The sequence below is a fragment of the Kitasatospora sp. NPDC093806 genome, assembly GCF_040683335.1.
Taxonomy (GTDB): domain Bacteria; phylum Actinomycetota; class Actinomycetes; order Streptomycetales; family Streptomycetaceae; genus Kitasatospora.
This window is the reverse complement of the sequence record NZ_JBFBDO010000016.1, coordinates 84,587-104,192: the sequence shown is the minus strand read 5'-3', so window position 1 is coordinate 104,192 and position 19,606 is coordinate 84,587. Positions and strand designations below refer to the sequence as shown.

The following is a 19,606-nucleotide window of genomic DNA, read 5'->3' as shown; positions in this document are numbered from 1 at the left end:
GCGGCACCGACAAGGTCGTCGGCCTCACGGGCCCCTACGGCGGCGTCTGGGGCCACCCGGCGGTCTGGGGCGGCGACGGCGGCACGGCGACGGGCGGCGGCGCGGCCACCGGAGGATCGGCCACCGGTGGGGGCGGGCAGCCGGCCACCGGGCCGGACTCCGACACCCTGCTGCTCGACTCCAAGCTCGTCGCCCAGCTGCTGCCCGACGCCAAGTCGATGACCGGCTGGGAGGAGGAGAAGCGCCGGGTCGACACCGCCGACCACGCGACCACCTGCACGGCCAGTGCGCCCTGCACCGGCAAGCCGCTCAGTGGCACGGCCCGGTTCGCCGCCGGCGAGGTGACGGCGCGCTTCGCCGTCGACACCCTGTCCGGCCGGGCGGCGGCCCAGGAGCGACTCAAGGAGGCCTACGCGGCGTACGGCGACGGCCGGTACACCGCGGCCGACATCGGTCTGCTGGGGACGGAGAGCCGCGCGTTCCAGGGACCGCTGGCGGGCCGGGACGGTGTCGCGATCGTCCTGCGGTCGGGCACGACGGTGGTGACCGTCACCACCGAGGGCGGCCCGGTCGACCCGGCGACCACCCGGCGGCTCGCCGCGATGCTGGTCAAGCGGATCGAGCAGGCCCAGGCGGGCCGCACCCCGGACGCCGGCCTCGACCCGTCCTGACAACCACCCCGCCAGGCCCACCCGGCCCCCGTACCGCCCACCGGTCCGGGGGCCTTCGCGCGTGCGGATATCACGCCGGGGCCACCGTCAGGTGACTGAGCGTCAGCGTTCACGCGTTCCGGCCAAGTTGACGGCGGGCGTCCGTTGGCCGGAAAGCATCCGTCCGCATAGCGGACGATAATGTGGACAGCTCGCCCTGGACGGGGGCCGCGCGCGATGTCGCTGGTCCCGCTCGCGTCGGCCCGCTCCGGGCCGGAACCGGCCGGATAAGGGGCAGGTGAGGGAAGGCTGTGTGAGCGGCGGTATCCGGTCGTTCCGGGGAGGGGCCGGAATCGAGCCAGCCGGTTGCCCGGTGGCGAATCGGCGACCGAGAGTCGTGCTGATGAACGAAACGACCCAACCGCCCCGTACCGGTCCGCCGGCCCGTCGCGACTTCCGACTCCTGCTCTCGGGAGCCGTCGCCGCGCAGGCGGGCAGTCAGGTCACCCTGGTCGCACTGCCCCTGGTGGCGGTGCTCGAACTCGACGCCACACCCTTCCAGGTCGGTCTGCTGACCGCCGCCGAGACCGCCGCCTTCCTGCTGGTCGGCCTGCCCGCCGGCGCCTGGCTGGACCGGATGCGCAAGCTGCCGGTCCTGGTCCGCGCCGACGTGCTCCGCTGCCTCGCGGTCGGATCGATCCCGGCGGCCGCGGCCGTCGACGCGCTGACCCTGCTCCAGCTCTACCTGGTGGCCCTGGTCACCGGTGTGGCGACGGTCTTCTTCGACGTCGCCCACCAGTCCTTCCTCCCCGCGCTGCTGCCCCGCGAACGGCTCGTGGCGGGCAACGGCGCGATCGAGACGGTCCGCTCCTCCGCGCAGATCGCCGGTCCCGGCCTCGGCGGCGGTCTGGTCCAACTGCTTGGCGCGCCACTGGCGATCGTCGCCGACGCGGCCGGCTACCTGCTCTCCGCGGTGCTGCTCTCCCGGATCCGCGCCGAGGAGAGCATCCCGCCGCCCGAGCCCGGGCGGTCGCTGCGCGCGGAGGTCGCGGAGGGCGTGCGGTTCGTGCTGAAGCACCCGCTGCTCCGGGTGATCGCCGCCACCACGGCCGCGTCCAACCTGTTCAGCGCCGTGTTGATGGCCGTTCAGACCGTGTTCTGGGTCCGGGTGCTGGACCTCTCGCCCGCCGCGATCGGGGTGCTGCTCTCGGTCAGCGCGGTCGGCGGACTGGTCGGGGCGCTGTGCGCCGGCCGGCTCGCCCGGTGGATCGGACAGGCCCGGCTCATCTGGCTCGCCCCGCTGGTCACCGCCCCGTTCGCGCTGCTCTGGCCGCTCGCCGACGGGGGAGTCGGCGCCGTGCTGTTCGCGATCGGCGGCGTGGTGGTCCTGTTCGGCGCGGTGGTCTACAACGTGGCCCAGGTGAGCTTCCGGCAGAGCGTCTGCCCGCCCCGGCTGCTCGGCCGGATGAACGCCACCATGCGCTTCCTGGTGTGGGGCACCCTGCCGCTGGGCGCGCTGTTCGGCGGCGCCGTCGCCGAGGCGGCCGGGCCGCGGGCCGCGCTCTGGGTCTGCGCGGTGGGCTTCCTGGTGGTGCCGGTGCCGCTGCTGTTCTCGCCGCTGCGCGGACTGCGCGACCTGCCGTCCGCGCCGGAACCGGAGGCCGAGCCGGCCGAACCGGCCGACGCCGCCGATGCCGCCGAGGTGCTCCCGCCCCGCTGACCCGACCCGACCGCACCGAATGCACCGACCGCACCGACCGTCCCTGGAATCCCGCACACCCTGATCCGAAAGCGGAGACCCTTCCGTGCCCTCCAGCATCACGGCCGCCTACCTCGCCCGTTACCGCTCCATCGCCGAAGTCGCCGACACCGCAGCGGAGTTGCTCCCGCTCACCGGGGCCCAGCGGCGCTTCCTGATCACCCGCCGGAGCGACCCGCGCGGCCGGACCGACATCGTGCCGCTGTTCTTCGCCTTCCCCCGGGGCACCGTCGACCTGCCGCGCCTGCGCCGGGCCGCCGTCCGGCTGGCCGCGCACCACCCGGCGCTGCGCGGCAGCTTCACGGTGCTGCGCGGCACCCCGGTGCTGCGGCTCTGCGAACCGTCCGTCGAGGTGGCCCGCGCGGTGACCGACCCGGACGGCGCGGCCGACCCTGCCGACCCGCACTTCTCGGACGGAGCCGCCCGGGCGGCGCTGCGCCGCGCGCTGCTGGACTGGCCGCTCGACGGGTCGGTGCTGCGGCTGCTGCTGGCCTCCGCGCCGGACGACGAGGAGGAGCTGCTGGCCGTCGCCCTGGACCACGCCGCCTGCGACGAACAGTCGCTCGGCCTGGTCACCGAGGGGCTCGCCATCGCCTACGCGGCGGACGGCGACAGCGCCGAGGAGGGCGACGGCGGCGACGACGGCGACCGGACCGCGGCCTACCGGGCGGCGGTGGAGCTCCAGTTGGCGGCCGAGGCGCAGGCCGCGGGCGAGGCCGCGCAGACCCACTGGGCCGCCCGGCTCGGCGTCCTCGGCGAGGCCGACGCGCCGCGGCAGGGAGCCGACCCGGCTGGGTCCGCCTGGTCGACCGGCATGCTCACCGACCGGCTGCCCGCCGTGACCGGCGCCGCCCGGGGCGGCGTCTTCCCCGCCCTGCTCGACGCCGTGGCCGCCGCCGCCCACCACCTCGCGGGCGGCACCGACCGGACGCTCGCGCTCGGCTACCCGTGGGGCGGCCGCCCGGCCGAGGCGACCCCCGTCCTCGGCTGCTTCCTCAACACGGTCGTCCACCCGGGTCCGCCCGGCCCGCCGCGCGACCTCGACGCGCTCGCCGACGCCTGGTGGGACGACCTCGACCACGCCGACACCCCGTTCGACGAGGTGGTCCGCGCGGCCCGGTCCGCCGGGGCGCGCTGGTCCGGCGCGCTGGACGGGCTGCTCACCTTCGAGGACCTGCATCGCCGCCCGCCGCTGGCGCTGGACGGGGTCACCGGGCGGGAGGTCCACCTGGCCGGCCGCCCGCTGCCCGTCCCGCTCGCGGTCTCCGCCTCGCACGGCGACGACCTGCTGATCCGGTTGGCCTGGGACCGCGACCGCTACCCGGAGGCCGCGGCGGAACAGGCCTTCGGGACGTTGCTCGGCGCCGTGCGCCGCCACCTCAACCCGACCGCCTGAGGCCCGGGCCGCCCGAGCCCCGGCCGTCCCACCCCGTCGCCCCCTGACGCCACCAGCCCGTCCGGCGAGCCACCACCCCCGGCGCCGGCCGGCCCCGGGCGGGCCCGACCCGGCCCACCCGCCCGCTCCTCGAACCGAACAACAACCCGACACCACCAGGGAGTTGCCCATGTTCGCACTCTCCTCCTCGCAGGAGATCGTCTGGCTGCACGAGCAGATGCAGCCGGGCAGTCGCGCCTACAACTTCACCGCCGTCCTCGACCTCTGGGGACAGCTCGACACCGACGCGCTGCGCGCCGGCCTCACCGCCGTGCTCGCCCACCACCCCGGCCTGCGGCTCGAACTGGTCGCCCAGGAGCAGGGACTGCCGCTCCAGCGGGTCGGCACCCGGACCGAGCCGCGCCTGCGCACCAGCGACTTCAGCGCCGAACCCGACCCCGAGGCCACCTTCCGGACCCTGCTCGCCGCCGAGGCCGAGGAGCCGGTGGACACCGAGCAGGCCCCGCTGCTGCGCTGGCACCTGGTCCGGCTCGGCGCCGACCAGCACCGGCTGATCCACGTCGAGCACCACCTCGTGCACGACGGTCACTCCTTCGCGATCCTGCTGCGCGACCTGTTCACCGTCTACCGTGCCCACGTCCTCGGCACGGCCGACACCGTCACGCTGCCCGCCGCCCCCTCCTACGAGGAGCACGTGCGCGCCGCGGCGGCCGGCCGGGAGGCCGAACGGGAACGCGGACTCGCCTACTGGAAGCGCGAGTTGGCCGACGCCCCGACCGACCTCGCGCTGCCCGGACTGGCCCGCCCCGGCACCCGCCGCCGGCACCACGGCGGCCAGCTGCGCCAGTCGATCGGCGCCGACCTCGCCGAGCGGCTGCGCGAGCGCGCCAAGGGCGACGGACACACCCCGTTCTCCACCCTGCTCACGCTCTTCGCCGAACTGCTGCGCCGCCACAGCGGCCACCCCGAGCTGGTCGTCGGCACCGCCGTCGGCAACCGCCCGCCCGGCTTCGAGGGCACCGTCGGCATGTTCGTCAACACCGTGCCGCTGCGCCTGCGGCTCGACCCGGCCGCGCCCGGGACGGAGGCGGTGGACGAGACCACCGACGTGCTGTTCCGTGCCCTGCCGCACCAGGACGTGCCCGTCCAGGAGCTGACCCGCGCCCTCGGCCGGCACACCACCGGCGCCGACAACCCGCTGTTCAGCGTGATGTTCAGCGCGCACGACGCGCCGCTGCCGGACGTCCAGGCGCCCGGGCTTGAGGTGTCCCTGTACGAGGGGTTCAACACCGGCACCACCCGCTTCGACCTCGACCTGGTGCTGCTGCCCGACGACCGCCGGGTGGTCGGCGAGAAGCACGGCGCCGCCGGGATGACCCTGGTCTGGGACTACGACGCCGACCTGTTCGGCGAGGCGACCGCCGAGCTGCTCGCCGAGCGTCTGCTCGACCTGCTGCGCGCCTACCTCGACCGCCCGGACGCCCCGCTCGCCGACCTCGCCGCGTCCGCCGCCGAAGCCGCTCACGCCGCCGGAGCCCTGGCCGCCGCCGAAGCCGTCCACGCGGAAGCCCCCGAGCCCGCCGACCTCGACCCCGCGGCCGCCCACGACCCCACCGCGCTGGCCCTGCTGGCCGGCCCCGAACGGATCAGCTACGGCGAGCTCGACCGCCGGGTCGGCGAACTCGTCGACCGTCTGCGCGCCGCCGGCGTCGCCCCCGGCCAGCCGGTCGCCACCGTCCTGCCGCGCGGCGTGGACAGCGTCGTCGCCCTGCTCGCCTGCCTGCGCCACGGCGCGGTGTACGCCCCGCTCTCCGCCGAGGACCCGCAGGCCAGGCTGGCCCTGCTGCTGGAGCGGCTGGCCCCGGCCCTGGTGCTCGCCACCCGGCAGAGCGCCCTCGCCCTGCCCGGCAGCCTCACCCCGGCGCTGCTGGACGGCCCGGCGTTCCCCAAGGCCGAGCCCGCCGCGGTGTTCGACGGCGCCGCCTACCTCATCCACACCTCCGGCTCCACCGGCGTGCCCAAGCCGGTCCTGGTCGGCCGCGGCGCGCTCGCCCGCTACAGCACCGCCCTGGCCGCCCGGTACGGGCTGAGCCCCGCCGACCGGGTGCTGCTGTTCGCCCGCCCGTCCTTCGACGTGGCGCTGGAGGAGGTGCTGCCCTCGCTGGTCGCGGGCGCCGCCCTGGTGGTGCCGCAGCGCGAGGTGCCGACCGGGCCCGAGCTGGTCGCGGTGCTGGCCGCCCGCGGCGTCACCGTCGCCAACCTGCCCACCAGCTACGCCCTCGCCGTCCGCGCCGACCTGCGCGAGGCGCTGGCCGACGGCCGCTGGTCCCCGCGCCTGCTGGTGCTCGGCGGCGAGCGGCTGCCCGCGCGCGCCCTGCGCGGCCTGACCGACGGCACCTCCGTCACCGTCCTCAACGCCTACGGCGTCACCGAGGCCACCGTCACCTCCACCGTCCACACCGTCACCGCGGCGGACCTCGCCCCGGCCGACCCGGCCACCGCGGACCCCGACGCGGCGGACCCGGAGGGCGAGGCGGAGGACGCCGCCGAGATCCCGCTCGGCGCCGAACTGCCCGGCGTCCGGGTGCACGTCCTGGACACCGGCGGACAGCCGCTGCCGCCCGGCGCGGTCGGCGAACTCGCCATCGGCGGGGCCATGCTGGCCGACGGCTACCCCGGCCTGCCGGAGGTCACCGACGCCCGGTTCACCGCCGTCCCCGCCCTCGGCGGCGAGCGCGTCTACCGCACCGGCGACCGCGGCTACCGCGACCTCGCCGGCCGGCTGCGCTTCCTCGGCCGCCGGGACAACCAGGTCAAGCTGCGCGGCTTCCGGATCGAACTGGAGGAGATCGAGGCCGCCGCCTCCGCCGAGCTCGGCGGCCGCTCCTGCGCCGTCGTCCTGCACCACGACGAGACGGCCGGCCCGCGCCTGCTCGGCTACCTCGACGGCGGCCCGCAGCCCGACCAGACCGCCCTGCACGCGGCACTGGCCCGCCGGCTGCCCGCCGGCCTCGTCCCGGCGCAGTGGACGGCGCTCGCCGCCATGCCGCTGCTGCCCGGCGGCAAGCCCGACCGCGCCGCGCTGGCCCGGCTGGCCGCCGAGACGCCCGCCGCCACCACCGCCACCGCGCCGGAGCCGCAGTCCTTCACCGACCCCGGTCAGCTGCTGGTCGCCGAGGCCTGGCGCGAGGTGCTCGGCCACGACCGCTTCACCGCCGACTCGCACTTCTTCGAGGTCGGCGGCCACTCCCTGCTCGCCGCCCGGCTCGCCGCCTGGCTGGAGCCGCACCTGGGCAGCCGGCCCCAGCTGCGCACCCTGTTCCGGCACCCCGTCCTGGCCGACCAGGCCCGCGCCCTGACCGGAGGCGAGAAGTGAGCCTGTCCACCCCCTCGTCCGTCCTGGAAGCCGGCCACCGCGAGCTGGTGGACGCCTTCGAGACCTTCATCCGCCGCGAACTCGAACCGCTCGCCGCCGAGTTGACCGAGTCCGCCGAGCAGCCGCCGGCCGACCTGCGGGCCTACGTCCGCAAGCGCTCCGCCGCGCTCGGCTTCTACGCCGGCGACTACCCCGAGGAACTCGGCGGCGCCGACATGCCGTTCACCGCCGTCGTCCTGCTCCACCACGCCGCCGGCCGCAGCGGCTGCCCGCTCGCCCCCTACGCGCTGGCCGGCTCCGACGGCCCCAGCCCGCTGCTCCGGCACGGCACCCCCGAGCAGATCGAACGCCACCTCGTCCCGCTGGTGCGCGGCGAGCGCACCCGCTGCCTGGCGCTCACCGAGCCGCAGGCCGGCTCCGACGCGTTCCGGCTCACCACCACCGCCGTCCGCGACGGTGACGGCTGGCTGCTGAACGGCCGCAAGACCTTCGTCAGCAACGCCGAGCACGCCGACCTCGCGCTCGTCGTCACCGCCACCGACCTCGGCGACGGTGCCGGTCCGACCGCCGGCGCCACCGCCTTCGTCCTCCCGATGGACCACCCCGGCCTGCGGATCGGCCAGCGCTACGAGGGCATGTCCGGCGAGCCGTTGTTCGAGCTGGTGCTCGACCGGCTGCACGCCCCGATGCAGGCCGTGATCGGCGGCGAGGAGGGCATCGGCGCCGCCACCGCGCTCGCCATGGACAGCCTCTCCCGGGGCCGCCTGGTGGTCGCCGCGATGTGCAACGGCATCGCCGAGCACGCGCTGCGGCTCGGCGTCGAGTACGCCCGCGAACGGCAGGCCTTCGGCCACCGGATCGGCGACTACCAGCACGTCCAGGAGCACCTGGTGAGCACCCGCGCCGAGGTCGAGGCCTCCAAGCTGCTCACCCTGGCCTGCGCCCGGCTGGTCGACGACGGCACCGAGGCCCCCGAGAACGCCGCTCTCGCCAAGCTCACCGCCTCCGAGACCGCCGTCCGCGCGGTCGACCGCTCGCTCCAGGTGCACGGCGCCACCGGCTGGGTGCGCGGCCACCCGCTGGAGTTCCTCTACCGATACGTCCGGATGACCACCATCATCGAGGGGACCTCCGAGGTCCAGAAGGTGATCGTGGCCCGGGCCATGGGCCTGGGCTGAGCCCGCGCCGACGACCATCGACCGACGCCCGGAGGACCCGTCATGACCACCTTCCCGAACACCGACGCACCCGCCGACGCACCCGGCACGGCCGGCCTGCCCGGCCTGCTGCCCGGCAGCTCCGTCGCCTACGGCCGCCCGCACCACGACGGCGCCGTGCTCGACCTCTTCACCAGCTGGGCCCACCGCACCCCGCACGCTCCCGCCCTGATCGACGGCGACCAGGTGCTCAGCTACGCCGAACTCGACGGCCTCGCCGCCGACCTGGCCGAGGAACTGGCCGGCCGGGTGCACCCCGGCGACCTGGTCGGCCTCTGCCTCGACCACTCCGCCGCCCTGGTCGCCGCCACCCTGGCCGTCGCCAGACTCGGCGCCGTCCACCTGCCGCTCGGCCCGCGCCCCGGCGAGCGCCGGCTCCGGGCCGTCACCGAACAGCTCCGCCCGGTCTGCCTGATCGGCGACCCGGCCCTGCTGCCGCCCACCCACCGGGACGGGCCGCACCGCCCGCTCACCGCCCCCGGCGCGGCCGGTGCCGTCGCCGCCTTCGCCGCCGACCGGGCGGCCGCCGGCCGCGCCCCCGCCGGCACCCAGTACACCGTGCTCACCTCCGGCTCCACCGGCCTGCCCAAGGCCGTCGCGGTCGGCCAGTCCGCCTTCGGCGCCATGCTGCAGTGGTACCGCGAACTGACCGGACTCGGGCCGGGGGAGCGGCACAGCCTGCTCATCGGCGTCTCCTTCGACCCGCACGTGATGGAGCTGTGGGCCGCCCTCACCTCCGGCGCGGCGCTCTGCGTCGCCCCCGAGGCGGTCCGCTGGGACCCGGTCGCGCTCACCGACTGGTGGCGCACCGCCGGGATCACCGTCGGCGTCCTGCCCACGCCGCTCGCCGAGCCGGTCCTGGACCGGCCCTGGCCCGCCGGGCTGACGCTGCGCCACCTGACGATCGGCGGCGACCGGCTGCGCCGGGCACCCGGTCCGGACGTCACCGCGACCGTCCACAACGCCTACGGACCGGCCGAGGCCACCGTCACCACCACCGTGCACAGCATGGCCCCCGGCGCCGACCACGGCGCCGGCGCGCCGCCGATCGGCCGTCCGATCCCCGGCGCCGTCGTGCTGGTCACCGACCCGGACGGCCGGCCGGTGCCGCGCGGCGAGGCCGGCGAACTGCGGATCGGCGGCCAGGGCCTGGCGATCGGCTACCTCGACCCCGAGCTCACCGCCCGCCGCTTCGTCTCCGCCCCCGACGGGATCGAGGGCACCGACCTGGTCTACCGCAGCGGCGACCGGGTGCTGATGCGCCCGGACGGGGTGCTGGAGTTCCTCGGCCGGCTGGACGACCAGGTCAAGGTCAGCGGGGTGCGGATCGAACCGGCCGAGGTCGAGGCCGCGCTGGAGCGCGACCCCCGGGTCCGGCGCGCCGCCGTGGTGGCCGGCCAGGCCCCGGCGGGCGGCGCCCGGCTGCTGGCCTTCGTCCAGCCGGCGGCCGACGCGGTGGACGCGGCGGCCGTGACCGCCGTGACGGCCGCGGAACTGCTGGGCGCGGTCCGGCCCTGGCTGCCCGAGCAGGCCGTGCCGGGCGTGCTGCGGCTGGTCGACGCCTTCCCGCTGGACGCCAACGGCAAGATCGACCGCGCCGCGCTGCTCAAGGCCGAGGAGGCCGCCACCGCGACCGCCGCTCCGACCGGTCAGGCCACCCCGGCCGGCTCGGCCGACCTCACGCCCACCGAACGGACCGTGCTGCGGCTCTGCACCGGCCTGCTCGGCCGCGCCGACCTCACGCCCTCGGACAACTTCCTGGACGCGGGCGGGACTTCGGTCACCGCCGCCCGGCTGCTCGCCGCCCTGGAGGACGAGTGCGGGGTCCGGCTGCGCGCCCCGCTGCTGCTGCGCCAGCCCGACCTGCGAGCCGTCGCCCGGCTGATCGACGAGCGCCGCCCGGGCGCCGCCGCCGGCTGACCGGCCGCCTCCTCACTGTCGCAGGGCGCCCCGGCCCGCCGCCGGGGCGCCCGGAACGGACCCTCCCATGACCTCTCCCGCCCTCTCCGAAGCCACCACGGCGGCCACCGCCACCGTCACCGTCGCCGCCACCGTCCCGGTGCTGGTCGCCCGGCAGGCCGCCGAGCACCCCGACGCGCTCGCCGTCACCGACGGCACCACCGTCCTGACCTACCGGGAACTGGCGCTCTCCGCCCGGCAGTTGGCGGCCGAGCTGACCGCCCGCGGCGTCGCCCCCGGAACCGCCGTCGGGGTGCTCTGCGCCCGCGCCAGCCGGGTGGCCGTCGCCCACCTCGCCGTCTGGTGGGCCGGCGGCCACGTGGTCCCGCTCGATCCGGCCTACCCGGCCGCCCGGCTGACCGGGATGATCGACGACGCCGAGGTCCGGCTCACCCTCGGCGACAAGGCGCTGCTCGCCGACGCCGGCCTGGCCGAGGACCGTTCGCTGGTGCTCACCGAGACCGGCCCCACCGGCCCGGTCGGGAGCGGAGCCGACCCCGACCCCGTCACGCCCGACCCGGACGCCGCCGCGATCGTCTACTTCACCTCCGGTTCCACCGGGCGCCCCAAGGGCGTCCTGGTGCCGCACCGCGCCGTCGCCGAGCTGGTCACCGCCCCCGACGGGATCACCCTCCGCCCCGGCGACCGCATGCTGGTCCGCACCTCGGCCGGCTTCGACCTCGCCACCATGGAGCTCTGGGGCCCGCTGGCCAACGGCGCCGCGCTCGCCGTCGTGCCCGCCGAACGCCCCACCGCCGAGGACCTCGCCCGGGACGTCGAACGGTTCGGGGCCACCCACGCCGTCCTCGCCACCGCCCTCTTCCACCAGCTCGCCGCCCGCCAGTCGCGGATCTTCGGGGTGCTGCGGACCGTGGTCGTCGGCGGCGAGGCGCTCGCCGCCGAGCACGCGGGCGCCGTGCTGCGCACCTTCCCGTGGCTCGACCTGGTCAACGGCTACGGCCCGACCGAGGCCACCACCTTCGCCACCCTGCACCGCGTCCGGCCGGCCGACTGCGCGGGACCGGTCCCGATCGGCCGGCCGTTCGGCGGCACCCGCACCGCCGTCCTCGACCCGGAGCGCCGGCCCGTCCCGGACGGCGCCCGCGGCGAGCTCTGGCTGAGCGGCCGGCTGGCGCTCGGCTACCTGGGCCGGCCGGAGCTGACGGCGGAGCGGTTCGTGGAACTCCCCGGCCTCGGCCGGGCCTACCGCACCGGCGACCTGGTCTCCCGGCGGCCGGACGGCGGCCTGGAGTTCCACGGCCGGCTGGACGACCAGGTGAAGGTCCGCGGCTTCCGGATCGAACCGGGCGAGGTCGAGCACGCGCTGCGGAGCCTGCCCGAGGTCGCCGAGGCGGCCGTCGTGGTCCGCCGGGCGGGCCGGGAGGACGCCGCGCTCACCGCCTGCGTGGTCCCCGCCGAGGGCGGCCGGCCCGCCCCCGAGGCGCTCCGCCGCCGGCTCGCCGACCGGCTCCCCGCCCACCTGGTGCCGACCGCCTGGGTGCTGCTGGACGCCCTGCCGCTCACCGGCAGCGGCAAGGTCGACCGCCGGGCGCTGGCGGCCGAGGGCGAGGACGGCACCGGCGCGGGCGACGGCACCGCCGCCCGGCCCGCCGAGGCCCGGCCGCTGACGCCGATCGAACAGGAGGTCGCGGCCGCCTGGTCGCGCGCCCTGGAACGCGAGGTGACCAGGCCCGACACCGACTTCTTCGCCGAGGGCGGGCACTCGCTGCTCGCCATGTGGGTGGTGGACGACCTCCGCGAGGACCTCGGGGTCGAGCTGCCGCTCGGCGACTTCCTCGGCCACCCCACGGTGGCCGGGCAGGCCGCCCTGATCGAACGCGCCCTCCTCGCCGCCGAGGCCGACGACGCCACCGAGGCCACTGAAGTGACCGCAGCGGCCGCGAACGCCGAGGAGCCCGTCCGATGACCGCCCCCACCGACCGCGTCGACCAGGCCGAGCTGCTCCGCCGCGCCCGCCGCCGCACCGCCACCGCGGCCGTTGCCCCGGAGGCGACCAGGGCAGCCGCCCGCACCGCCGGCCCGGTCCCGTCCGGCACCGGCCCCGGCCCGGCCCCGCTCTCCCACGCCCAGCAGCGGATGTGGCTGATGGACCGCCTCGGCCAGGGCGGCCCCCGCTACCACGTCCCGCTCGCCACCCGGCTGCGCGGCCCGCTCGCCCTCGACGCGCTCGCCGCCGCCCTCACCGCCCTCACCGAGCGCCACCACGTGCTGCGCACCCGCTACGGCCACCGCGACGACCGGCCGTACCAGGAGGTGGCACCGGTCACCCCGGTCCCGCTCCCGGTCCGCGACGCGAGCCCCGAGGACGCCGCCGCCCTGCTGCACGCCGAGGCGGCCCGCCCGTTCGACCTGGCCACCGGCCCGGTCCTGCGCGCCCTGGTCCTCCGGCACGCCCCGGACGACCACACCCTGCTGCTGACCGTCCACCACATCGCGGTCGACGGCGGCTCACTGCCCGTCCTCGCCACCGAACTCGCCGCCCACTACGCGGCCGCCGTCGAGGGCCGCCCGCCCGGCCTGCCCGCGCCCACGCTCCAGTACGGCGACTACGCCCGCTGGGAGCGCGTCCACGACGACTGGTTCGCCACCGCCGCCGACGAGCGGGCCGCCCACCTCACCGGGGCCCGCCCGCTGTCGCTGCTGCGGCCCGTCCCGCCCGGCACCCCCGAGCGCCGGGCCGCCCTGCACAGCGCCCCGCTCACCGCCGCGACCGTCGACGCCCTGCGCCGGCTCGGCGCCCGGCACGGCACCACGCTGTTCGCCGTCGTGCTGGCCGCCGCCTTCGCCGCCCTGCGCACCGCCACCGGCGAACCCGACCAGGTGCTCGGCTGCGCCGCCGGCGGCCACCGCGCCCGGCCCGAACTGCGGCGGCTGATCGGCCTCCAGGTCAACACCCTGCCGGTGCGCGCCGGGCTCCCGGACGGCGACCCGGCCTTCACCGAGGTGCTGACCGGCGTCCGCGCGGCCCTGCTCGACGCCCAGACCCACCACGACGTCCCCTTCGACCTGGTCGTCGAACGGCTCGGCGCCGCCGCCCGGGGCGCCGACGGCACCCCCCTGCTCTCGGCCGGCTGCGACCTGGTCGCCCCGCCGGAGCCGCTCGCGCTCCCCGGACTCACCGCCGAGGCGGTCGAGGTCGACCTCGGACTCGCCAAGTTCGGCCTCACCCTGGTGGTCGAGGACGGGCCGCGCCCGCGCTGCCTGCTCCAGCACGACCCGGCCGCCCTGGACGAGCCCACCGCCCGCCGGCTGCACGAGGCCTTCGCCGGACTGCTCGACGCGGTGGCCGCCGACGCCGACCGGCCGCTCTCCCGCCTCCCGGGCACCCGCCTCCGCCTGGAACCGGCGGAGTCCGAGCATCCGGCCGTCACCGCCCTGCTGGCCGACCCCCGGGTGACCGACGCCGCGCTCCACCTCACCGCCCACGGGCCGGCCCTCGTCTACGCCAGCGTGCGCGGACCGGCCGCCCCCAGCGGTACCGAACTGCGCGCGGCGCTGCGCCGTGCCCTCGCGCCCGACCGGCTCCCGGCCGCCGTCACCCTGCTGGACACCCTCCCGCGCCGGCCCGACGGCACCCTCGACCCCACCCGCCTCCCCGGCGTCCCCGCCCCCGCCCCCGCGCACCTGGAGGAGGTCCGGGACGCGTTCGCGCAGGTGCTGGGCGAACGGCCGTCCACCGAGGGGGACTTCTTCGGGCTCGGCGGTCATTCGCTGTTGGCGGTGCAGTTGGCGGAGCGGTTGCGCGCGCGTACGGGTCTGCCGTTGACCGGGTTGGACGTGCTGGAGCAGCGCACCCCGCACGCCCTGGCGACCCTGCTGGCGGCCCGTGCCGACGAGCGTGACGCGCCGGCGCACCTGGAGGAGGTCCGGGAGGCGTTCGCGCAGGTGCTGGGCGAACGGCCGTCCAGCGAAGGAGACTTCTTCGGGCTCGGCGGTCATTCGCTGCTGGCGGTGCAGTTGGCGGAGCGGTTGCGCGCCCGCACCGGTCTGCCGTTGACCGGGCTGGACGTGCTGGAGCAGCGCACCCCGCACGCCCTGGCGACCCTGCTGGCCGCCCGCGACGCCGAACGGCGGGCCGCCGGCCCGCGTACCCGAGCGGGTGCCACCCGGGCCGGGACGGTGCTGCTCACCGGGGCCAGCGGCGGTGTCGGCGCCGCCGTGCTCCAGGAGCTGATCGCCCAGGGCCGCCCCGTGCGCGCCCTGGTCCGCCCCGAGTCGGCCCACCTGGTGGCCCGGCACGGCGTCGAGGTCGCCGAGGGGGACCTCGCCGACCCGGACAGCCTGCGCCGGGCGGTCGAGGGCGTGGACACCGTCATCCACGCCGCCTGCACCTTCACCGAGCACGCCGTCGACGTCGCCGCGATGCGCGTCCTGGTGGACGGCTGGCGCGGCACAGGCGGCTTCGTCTTCGTCAGCAGCATCGACGCCTACGGCCGCCCCGCGCCGGGCGAGGTCCCCGAGGGCGGCCCCTCGGCCGGGCCGGTCACCCCGTACGGCCGGGCCAAGCTCGACTGCGAGCGGATCCTGCTGGACACCCTGAACACCCCGGGCGCCGCCCGCGGCCCGGTCGCGGTGGTCCGCTCGCCGATCGTCTGGGGCCCGCACCGGCGGCTGCGCGACCAGCTCCGCTGGGGTTCGACCGGCGCGCTCTACCAGGCCGCGCTGGCCGGCCGCCCGATCGCCCTGCCGCCGGCGGACGCCCCGTGGACCGGCCTCGCCTGGGTCCACTCGGCGGCCCTCGCCCGGGCCGTCACCGGCTGCCTCGCCGAAGCACCGGGCCGGATCGTCAACGCGGTGACCGGCCACCTCTCCTGGGCGGACTTCAGCACCGAACTGGTCCGCCTGCTCGGCTCCGCCAGCCCCCTCGTGCCGTCCCCGGACGCCGACCCGGAGCTGCTGCGCCCCTGGCGCTACCGGGCCGACGCGCTGGCCGGGCCGCTCCGCCCGGAGCCCGGCGAGGACTGGCGCACCGTCCTCGCCGCGATGACCGCCTGACCGGGCCGCCCGCCCACACACAGCGGACACCCCGTGGGCCCGAGGCCCGACGGGGTGTCCGCTCGTGTCACCGCGGCGCTCAGTCGCGCCGCTCCCACCGGTAGAACTCGTGCGCCATGGCGTCCTTCGGCCCGCGCCAGGTGGCCGGGTCGTACGCCTGGACGTACGCGGTGAGCGCGTCGCTGACCGCCCGGAACTCGGGGTGGCCGACCACCTGGGCGACGGCCGGGCCGGGCGGCCGGTCCGCCTCGATCAGGTGCAGGTAGACGTCCCCGAACTGGAACAGGCTCCGCCCGGTGACGCCGATCAGCCCGGGGAGTTCGCCCCGGTCGGACTCGGCGAACACCTCGGCGATGCCGCCGGCCGCGTCCGGCTTCATCCGGGCGACGATCAGCGCGCGGTGGGTCCCCACAACAGCAGGCGAGCTCATCCTCAGACCTCCGCGGCCTTCTTCTCGACCTTCTCGCGGATCAGCTGGAGCTGGATCCGGGAGTTGCGGTTGATGTGGTTGACCATGCCGTCGTCGTCGACCGGCGCGGTGGGCTTCATGGCGAAGTCCTGCACCCAGCGCATCCGGGTGCCGGCCGGCACCTCCGAGTACTCCCAGTGGATCTCCATGAACTCGAACGGGCCGGGTTCGACCCGCCGGGCGTTGACCGCGAGCGAGGAGCGGTCGGTGGTGCGCTCGGAGACCCAGCTCCATACCTGGCCGTTCTCGTCGGGGTGCATGGTGAGCCGGAAGGTGACCTTGTCGCCCTCCCGGTCCAGCACCTCGACCGAGGCGTACTCGCTGAACAGCTGCGGCCAGTTCTCCAGGTCGTTGGTGATCTCCCAGACCAGGTCGAGCGGGGCCGCGATGACGATCTCGTTGTCGGTGTGTCCGGGCATCTCAGGCACCCGCCTTCGCGGTGACGACCGAGTTGACCAGCGCCAGGAACTCGGCCGGGGTCTTGGCCGACTCGGCGCCGTTGGTGACCTTGACGCCGTGCCGGTTCTCCAGTTCGCCGACCACGCCGAGCAGACCGAGGGAGTCCACGCCGAACTCGTCGAAGTCGGCGCCGGGGCGCTCCAGTTCGACCGGGTCGATGACGACGCCGGCCCGGGCCTGGATGAGCGCCGCGAGTTCGGGATAACTGAGGGTGTTGCTCACGGGATGTCCCTTCGGTAGTGAGCTCGGTGAGTGGGGGAGGGGTCGCTTTCCGGCCGTCTTCGGGCGGCTCCCGGGGCGGGCTCTCAGGCGGGATTTCCGCGCCGGAGCACCAGCGCCGAGTTGGAGCCCATCAGCCCCCGGCTGAGCACCAGCGCGGTGCGCAGTTCGGCCGGCCGGGCGCGGCCGGTCACCAGGGCCAGGTCGTGGGCGACCTCGGTGACGTTGGGGGTGGGCGGCAGCACGCCGTCCTCCATGGCGAGCACGGCGGCCGCGGTGTCCAGCAGCGGGGCGCCGCAGTAGGCCCGCCCGGTGCCGGACTTGGGCGCGGTGACCGGGACCCGCTCGGCGTACGGGCCGAGCGCGTCGGCCAGGGCGAGCGCCTCGGCCCGGTCGGCCGCCGGGACGCCGAGGGCGTCGGCGAAGACCACGTCGATCTCCTCCGCCGGGATCCGGGCCTGGTCGAGGGCGATCCGGATGGCCGCGGCCAGTCCCTCCCGGGACTCGGCCCACCGGGAGGCGCCGGTGAAGGTGGCGCCGTGCCCGGCCAGGTACGCCCGGACGGTGGCCCCGCGCCGCCGGGCGGTCCGTTCGTCCTCCAGCAGCAGCATCGCGCCGCCCTCGGCGGGGGCGAAGCCGGCCGCGTCGGGGGAGAACGGCAGGTAGGCCCGGTCGGGCCGGTCGGCGAGGCTGAGCTCGGGGTAGCCGAGCTGGCAGACCATCGAGTACGGCGCGAGCGGGGCCTCGGCGGCGCCGGCCACCACCGCGTCGGTGCCGCGTTCGACGGCCCGGGCGGCGTGCGCGAGGGCGTCCAGGCCGCCGGCCTCGTCGCTGGCGACCACCCCGCACGGGCCCTTGTACCCGCCGCGGATCGAGACCTGGCCGGTGCTGGCGGCGTAGAACCAGGCGATGGACTGGTAGGGGCCGACGAACTGCGGTCCCTTGCCCCAGAGCTGCTGGAGCTCGCCCTGGCCGAACTCGCCGCCGCCGGAACCGGCCGCGGTCACCACGCCGACCGCGTACGGCTGTTCGGGGTCGGCGAGGTAGCCGGCGTCCGCCACCGCCTGGTCGGCGGCGGCCATCGCGTAGTGCGTGAAGCGGTCGGTCTGCACCAGGTAGCGGCTGTCGATGACGGCCTGCGGGTCGAAGTCCCGCACCTGGCCCGCGATGCGCAGGGGGAGGTCCGCGCAGCCCTCGCGGGATATCCGGTCGAGGACGCTCACGCCCTGCCTGGTGGCCTTCCAGAAGGCGTCGGCCCCCACGCCGTTCGGCGCCACCACGCCCAGGCCGGTGATCACCGCCCGGCGGTCCTGTTGACGTGACGTCATGGATCTCACCCCGTTCTTGTCAGCACGACGGCGGACTGGAATCCGCCGAATCCGCTGCCGACCGAGAGGATGTGACGCAGCGGCAGCTCGCGCGCGGTGCGCGGGACGTAGTCGAGGTCGCACTCCGGGTCGGGCGTCTCGTAGTTGGCGGTCGGCGGCACCACGCCGCGGTCCAGCGCGAGGGTGCAGGCGACCACCTCGATCGCGCCGATCGCGCCGAGCGAGTGCCCGACCATCGACTTGATCGAGCTCATCGGCGTCCGGTAGGCGTGGTCGCCGAGCGAGCGCTTGACGGCGGCCGTCTCGTGCCGGTCGTTCTGCTTGGTGCCGGAGCCGTGCGCGTTGACGTAGTCGACGTCGGTGCGGTCGACCCGGGCGTGGTCGAGCGCGTGGTCGATCGCCCGGGACATCTCCAGCCCCTCCTGGGTGAGGCCGGTCATGTGGTAGGCGTTGCCGAAGGTGGCGAACCCGCCGATCTCGCCGTAGATCCGGGCGCCGCGCCGGCGGGCGTGCTCCAGTTCCTCCAGCACCAGGACGGCGCCGCCCTCGCCGAGCACGAACCCGTCCCGGTGGGCGTCGAACGGCCGGGAGGCGTGCTCCGGGTCGTCGTTGCGCTCACTGGTCGCCTTGATGGCGTCGAAGCAGGCGACGGTGATCGGCGAGATCGGCGAGTCGGAGGCGCCGGCGACGCAGATGTCGGCACGCCCCTCCTCGACCGCCTGGAAGGCGTAGCCGATCGCGTCGAGGCCGGAGGTGCAGCCGGTGGAGACGGTCTGCACCGGGCCGTGCGCGCCGGTCCGTTCGGCGACCGCCGAGGCGAGCGTGCTGGGCGCGAAGGCCCGGTGCAGCTGCGGCTCGGCGTGCCGGTGGTCGACGTCCCAGCGGGCGCCGCCGGCGCTGACCAGGGCGTAGTCGTGTTCCAGCCGGGTGGTGCCGCCGACGGCGGTGCCGAGCGAGACGGCGATCCGCCACGGGTCCTCGGCGGCCAGGTCGAGGCCGGCGTCGGCGATCGCCTCGTCCGCCGCCACCATCGCGAACTGGACGTAGCGGTCGGCCCGTTGGACGTCGTCCGGGCCGAGCCCGTGCGCCGCCGGGTCGAAGTCGCACTCGGCGGCGATCCGGGAGCGGAACCCGGCGGGGTCGAAGAGCGTGATGCCCCGGGTCGCCGTCCGCCCGGCGGTGAGCAGGTCCCAGAACGCCGGGACTCCGATCCCGCCGGGCGCGACCACGCCGATTCCGGTGACGGCGACCCGTCGCCGGCTCACGAGGCCACCTTGGCGGGTTCCGGCGGGCCGGGGTGGACCGCCGCCCTCTTCTCCTGAGGCGCGGTCGTTTCCTCGGTGTCCACGTGGCCGAGCTCGGGGCGGGGCGCCAGCGGGCCGAGGTGGAAGACCATCTTGGCCACGTCGTCGCCGACGTTGCGGAACCGGTGGCGCATGTTGATCGGGATCATCAGGCCCTGCTCGGGCTTGAGGATCCGGGTCTCGCCGTCCAGGTCCACCTCCAGGTCGCCGCTGACGACGAAGACGAACTCCTCGGAGTACGGGTGGTAGTGCTCGCCGATCCGCTCGCCCGGCTGCACGATGGCCAGGCCCATGAACCCGCTGGTCGCGCCGCAGGTGGTCGGGGTGAGCATGGCGCGCAGGTCGCCGCCGCGCCGGCGGTTCTCCGGTGCCTCGGAGACGTGCACGATCCGTGGGTACTGCGTGGACATGGTTTCTTCCTTACCGAGGAGGGGAGCCGGGCAGCAGGGCCGAG

The 19,606-nt window shown here is 76.4% G+C and carries 13 protein-coding genes and 1 pseudogene; 8 read left to right on the top strand and 6 right to left on the bottom strand.

The window, feature by feature from the left end:
- From AB0N76_RS11830 to AB0N76_RS11795, 8 genes and pseudogenes are all read left to right on the top strand, one after another.
- A pseudogene (locus AB0N76_RS11830) lies at positions 1-671 on the top strand (hypothetical protein); the annotation flags it as partial.
- Between the two features lie 382 nt (positions 672-1,053).
- Positions 1,054-2,370, top strand: coding sequence for an MFS transporter (locus tag AB0N76_RS11825; RefSeq protein ID WP_363555836.1), 1,317 nt, complete (start codon positions 1,054-1,056; stop codon positions 2,368-2,370).
- 85 nt (positions 2,371-2,455) lie between these two features.
- Positions 2,456-3,805: a condensation domain-containing protein gene (locus AB0N76_RS11820; protein WP_363555834.1), complete on the top strand. Its 1,350-nt coding sequence runs from the start codon at positions 2,456-2,458 to the stop codon at positions 3,803-3,805.
- A 169-nt stretch (positions 3,806-3,974) separates the two neighbouring features.
- Complete coding sequence (locus tag AB0N76_RS11815) at positions 3,975-7,181, top strand: amino acid adenylation domain-containing protein (protein ID WP_363555832.1); 3,207 nt, start codon at positions 3,975-3,977, stop codon at positions 7,179-7,181.
- Positions 7,178-8,359, top strand: coding sequence for an acyl-CoA dehydrogenase family protein (locus tag AB0N76_RS11810; RefSeq protein WP_363555830.1), 1,182 nt, complete (start codon positions 7,178-7,180; stop codon positions 8,357-8,359). Before AB0N76_RS11815 ends, AB0N76_RS11810 begins: the two co-directional genes overlap by 4 nt.
- A gap of 42 nt (positions 8,360-8,401) precedes the next feature.
- Entirely contained in the window at positions 8,402-10,318 is a 1,917-nt protein-coding gene (locus AB0N76_RS11805; RefSeq protein WP_363555828.1) for a non-ribosomal peptide synthetase, read from the top strand.
- A 67-nt stretch (positions 10,319-10,385) separates the two neighbouring features.
- Complete coding sequence (locus AB0N76_RS11800) at positions 10,386-12,284, top strand: non-ribosomal peptide synthetase (protein ID WP_363555826.1); 1,899 nt, start codon at positions 10,386-10,388, stop codon at positions 12,282-12,284.
- Complete coding sequence (locus AB0N76_RS11795; protein WP_363555824.1) at positions 12,281-15,373, top strand: condensation domain-containing protein; 3,093 nt, start codon at positions 12,281-12,283, stop codon at positions 15,371-15,373. The genes AB0N76_RS11800 and AB0N76_RS11795 overlap by 4 nt, the downstream gene beginning before the upstream one ends.
- A gap of 79 nt (positions 15,374-15,452) precedes the next feature.
- Here AB0N76_RS11795 and AB0N76_RS11790 read toward each other — a convergent pair whose 3' ends face one another.
- From AB0N76_RS11790 to AB0N76_RS11765, 6 genes are all read right to left on the bottom strand, one after another.
- Positions 15,453-15,785, bottom strand: coding sequence for a TcmI family type II polyketide cyclase (locus AB0N76_RS11790; protein ID WP_363555823.1), 333 nt, complete (start codon positions 15,783-15,785; stop codon positions 15,453-15,455).
- A 20-nt stretch (positions 15,786-15,805) separates the two neighbouring features.
- On the bottom strand, positions 15,806-16,261 hold the full coding sequence (locus AB0N76_RS11785; RefSeq protein ID WP_363555820.1) for an SRPBCC family protein: 456 nt from the start codon (positions 16,259-16,261) through the stop codon (positions 15,806-15,808).
- 1 nt (position 16,262) lies between these two features.
- The gene (locus AB0N76_RS11780; protein WP_363555818.1) at positions 16,263-16,523 is read right to left on the bottom strand and encodes an acyl carrier protein; all 261 of its coding nucleotides are present in this window, start codon (positions 16,521-16,523) and stop codon (positions 16,263-16,265) included.
- 83 nt (positions 16,524-16,606) lie between these two features.
- Positions 16,607-17,848, bottom strand: coding sequence for a beta-ketoacyl synthase N-terminal-like domain-containing protein (locus tag AB0N76_RS11775; protein WP_363555816.1), 1,242 nt, complete (start codon positions 17,846-17,848; stop codon positions 16,607-16,609).
- 5 nt (positions 17,849-17,853) lie between these two features.
- Positions 17,854-19,113 carry a beta-ketoacyl-[acyl-carrier-protein] synthase family protein gene (locus AB0N76_RS11770; protein WP_363555814.1) on the bottom strand — a complete coding sequence of 420 codons (1,260 nt, stop codon included), beginning with the start codon at positions 19,111-19,113 and terminating at the stop codon, positions 17,854-17,856.
- Positions 19,110-19,562: a cupin domain-containing protein gene (locus AB0N76_RS11765; protein WP_363555812.1), complete on the bottom strand. Its 453-nt coding sequence runs from the start codon at positions 19,560-19,562 to the stop codon at positions 19,110-19,112. Before AB0N76_RS11765 ends, AB0N76_RS11770 begins: the two co-directional genes overlap by 4 nt.
- Positions 19,563-19,606: the final 44 nt, after the last annotated feature.

Excerpts from the sequence above, each read along its gene's own strand:
- AB0N76_RS11825 (WP_363555836.1), top strand. The coding sequence starts at position 1,054 with ATGAACGAAACGACCCAACCGCCCCGTACCGGTCCGCCGGCCCGTCGC.
- AB0N76_RS11805 (WP_363555828.1), top strand. The coding sequence starts at position 8,402 with ATGACCACCTTCCCGAACACCGACGCACCCGCCGACGCACCCGGCACG.
- AB0N76_RS11800 (WP_363555826.1), top strand. The coding sequence starts at position 10,386 with ATGACCTCTCCCGCCCTCTCCGAAGCCACCACGGCGGCCACCGCCACC.
- AB0N76_RS11815 (WP_363555832.1), top strand. The coding sequence starts at position 3,975 with ATGTTCGCACTCTCCTCCTCGCAGGAGATCGTCTGGCTGCACGAGCAG.
- AB0N76_RS11795 (WP_363555824.1), top strand. The coding sequence starts at position 12,281 with ATGACCGCCCCCACCGACCGCGTCGACCAGGCCGAGCTGCTCCGCCGC.
- AB0N76_RS11785 (WP_363555820.1), bottom strand. The coding sequence starts at position 16,261 with ATGCCCGGACACACCGACAACGAGATCGTCATCGCGGCCCCGCTCGAC.
- AB0N76_RS11775 (WP_363555816.1), bottom strand. The coding sequence starts at position 17,848 with ATGACGTCACGTCAACAGGACCGCCGGGCGGTGATCACCGGCCTGGGC.
- AB0N76_RS11765 (WP_363555812.1), bottom strand. The coding sequence starts at position 19,562 with ATGTCCACGCAGTACCCACGGATCGTGCACGTCTCCGAGGCACCGGAG.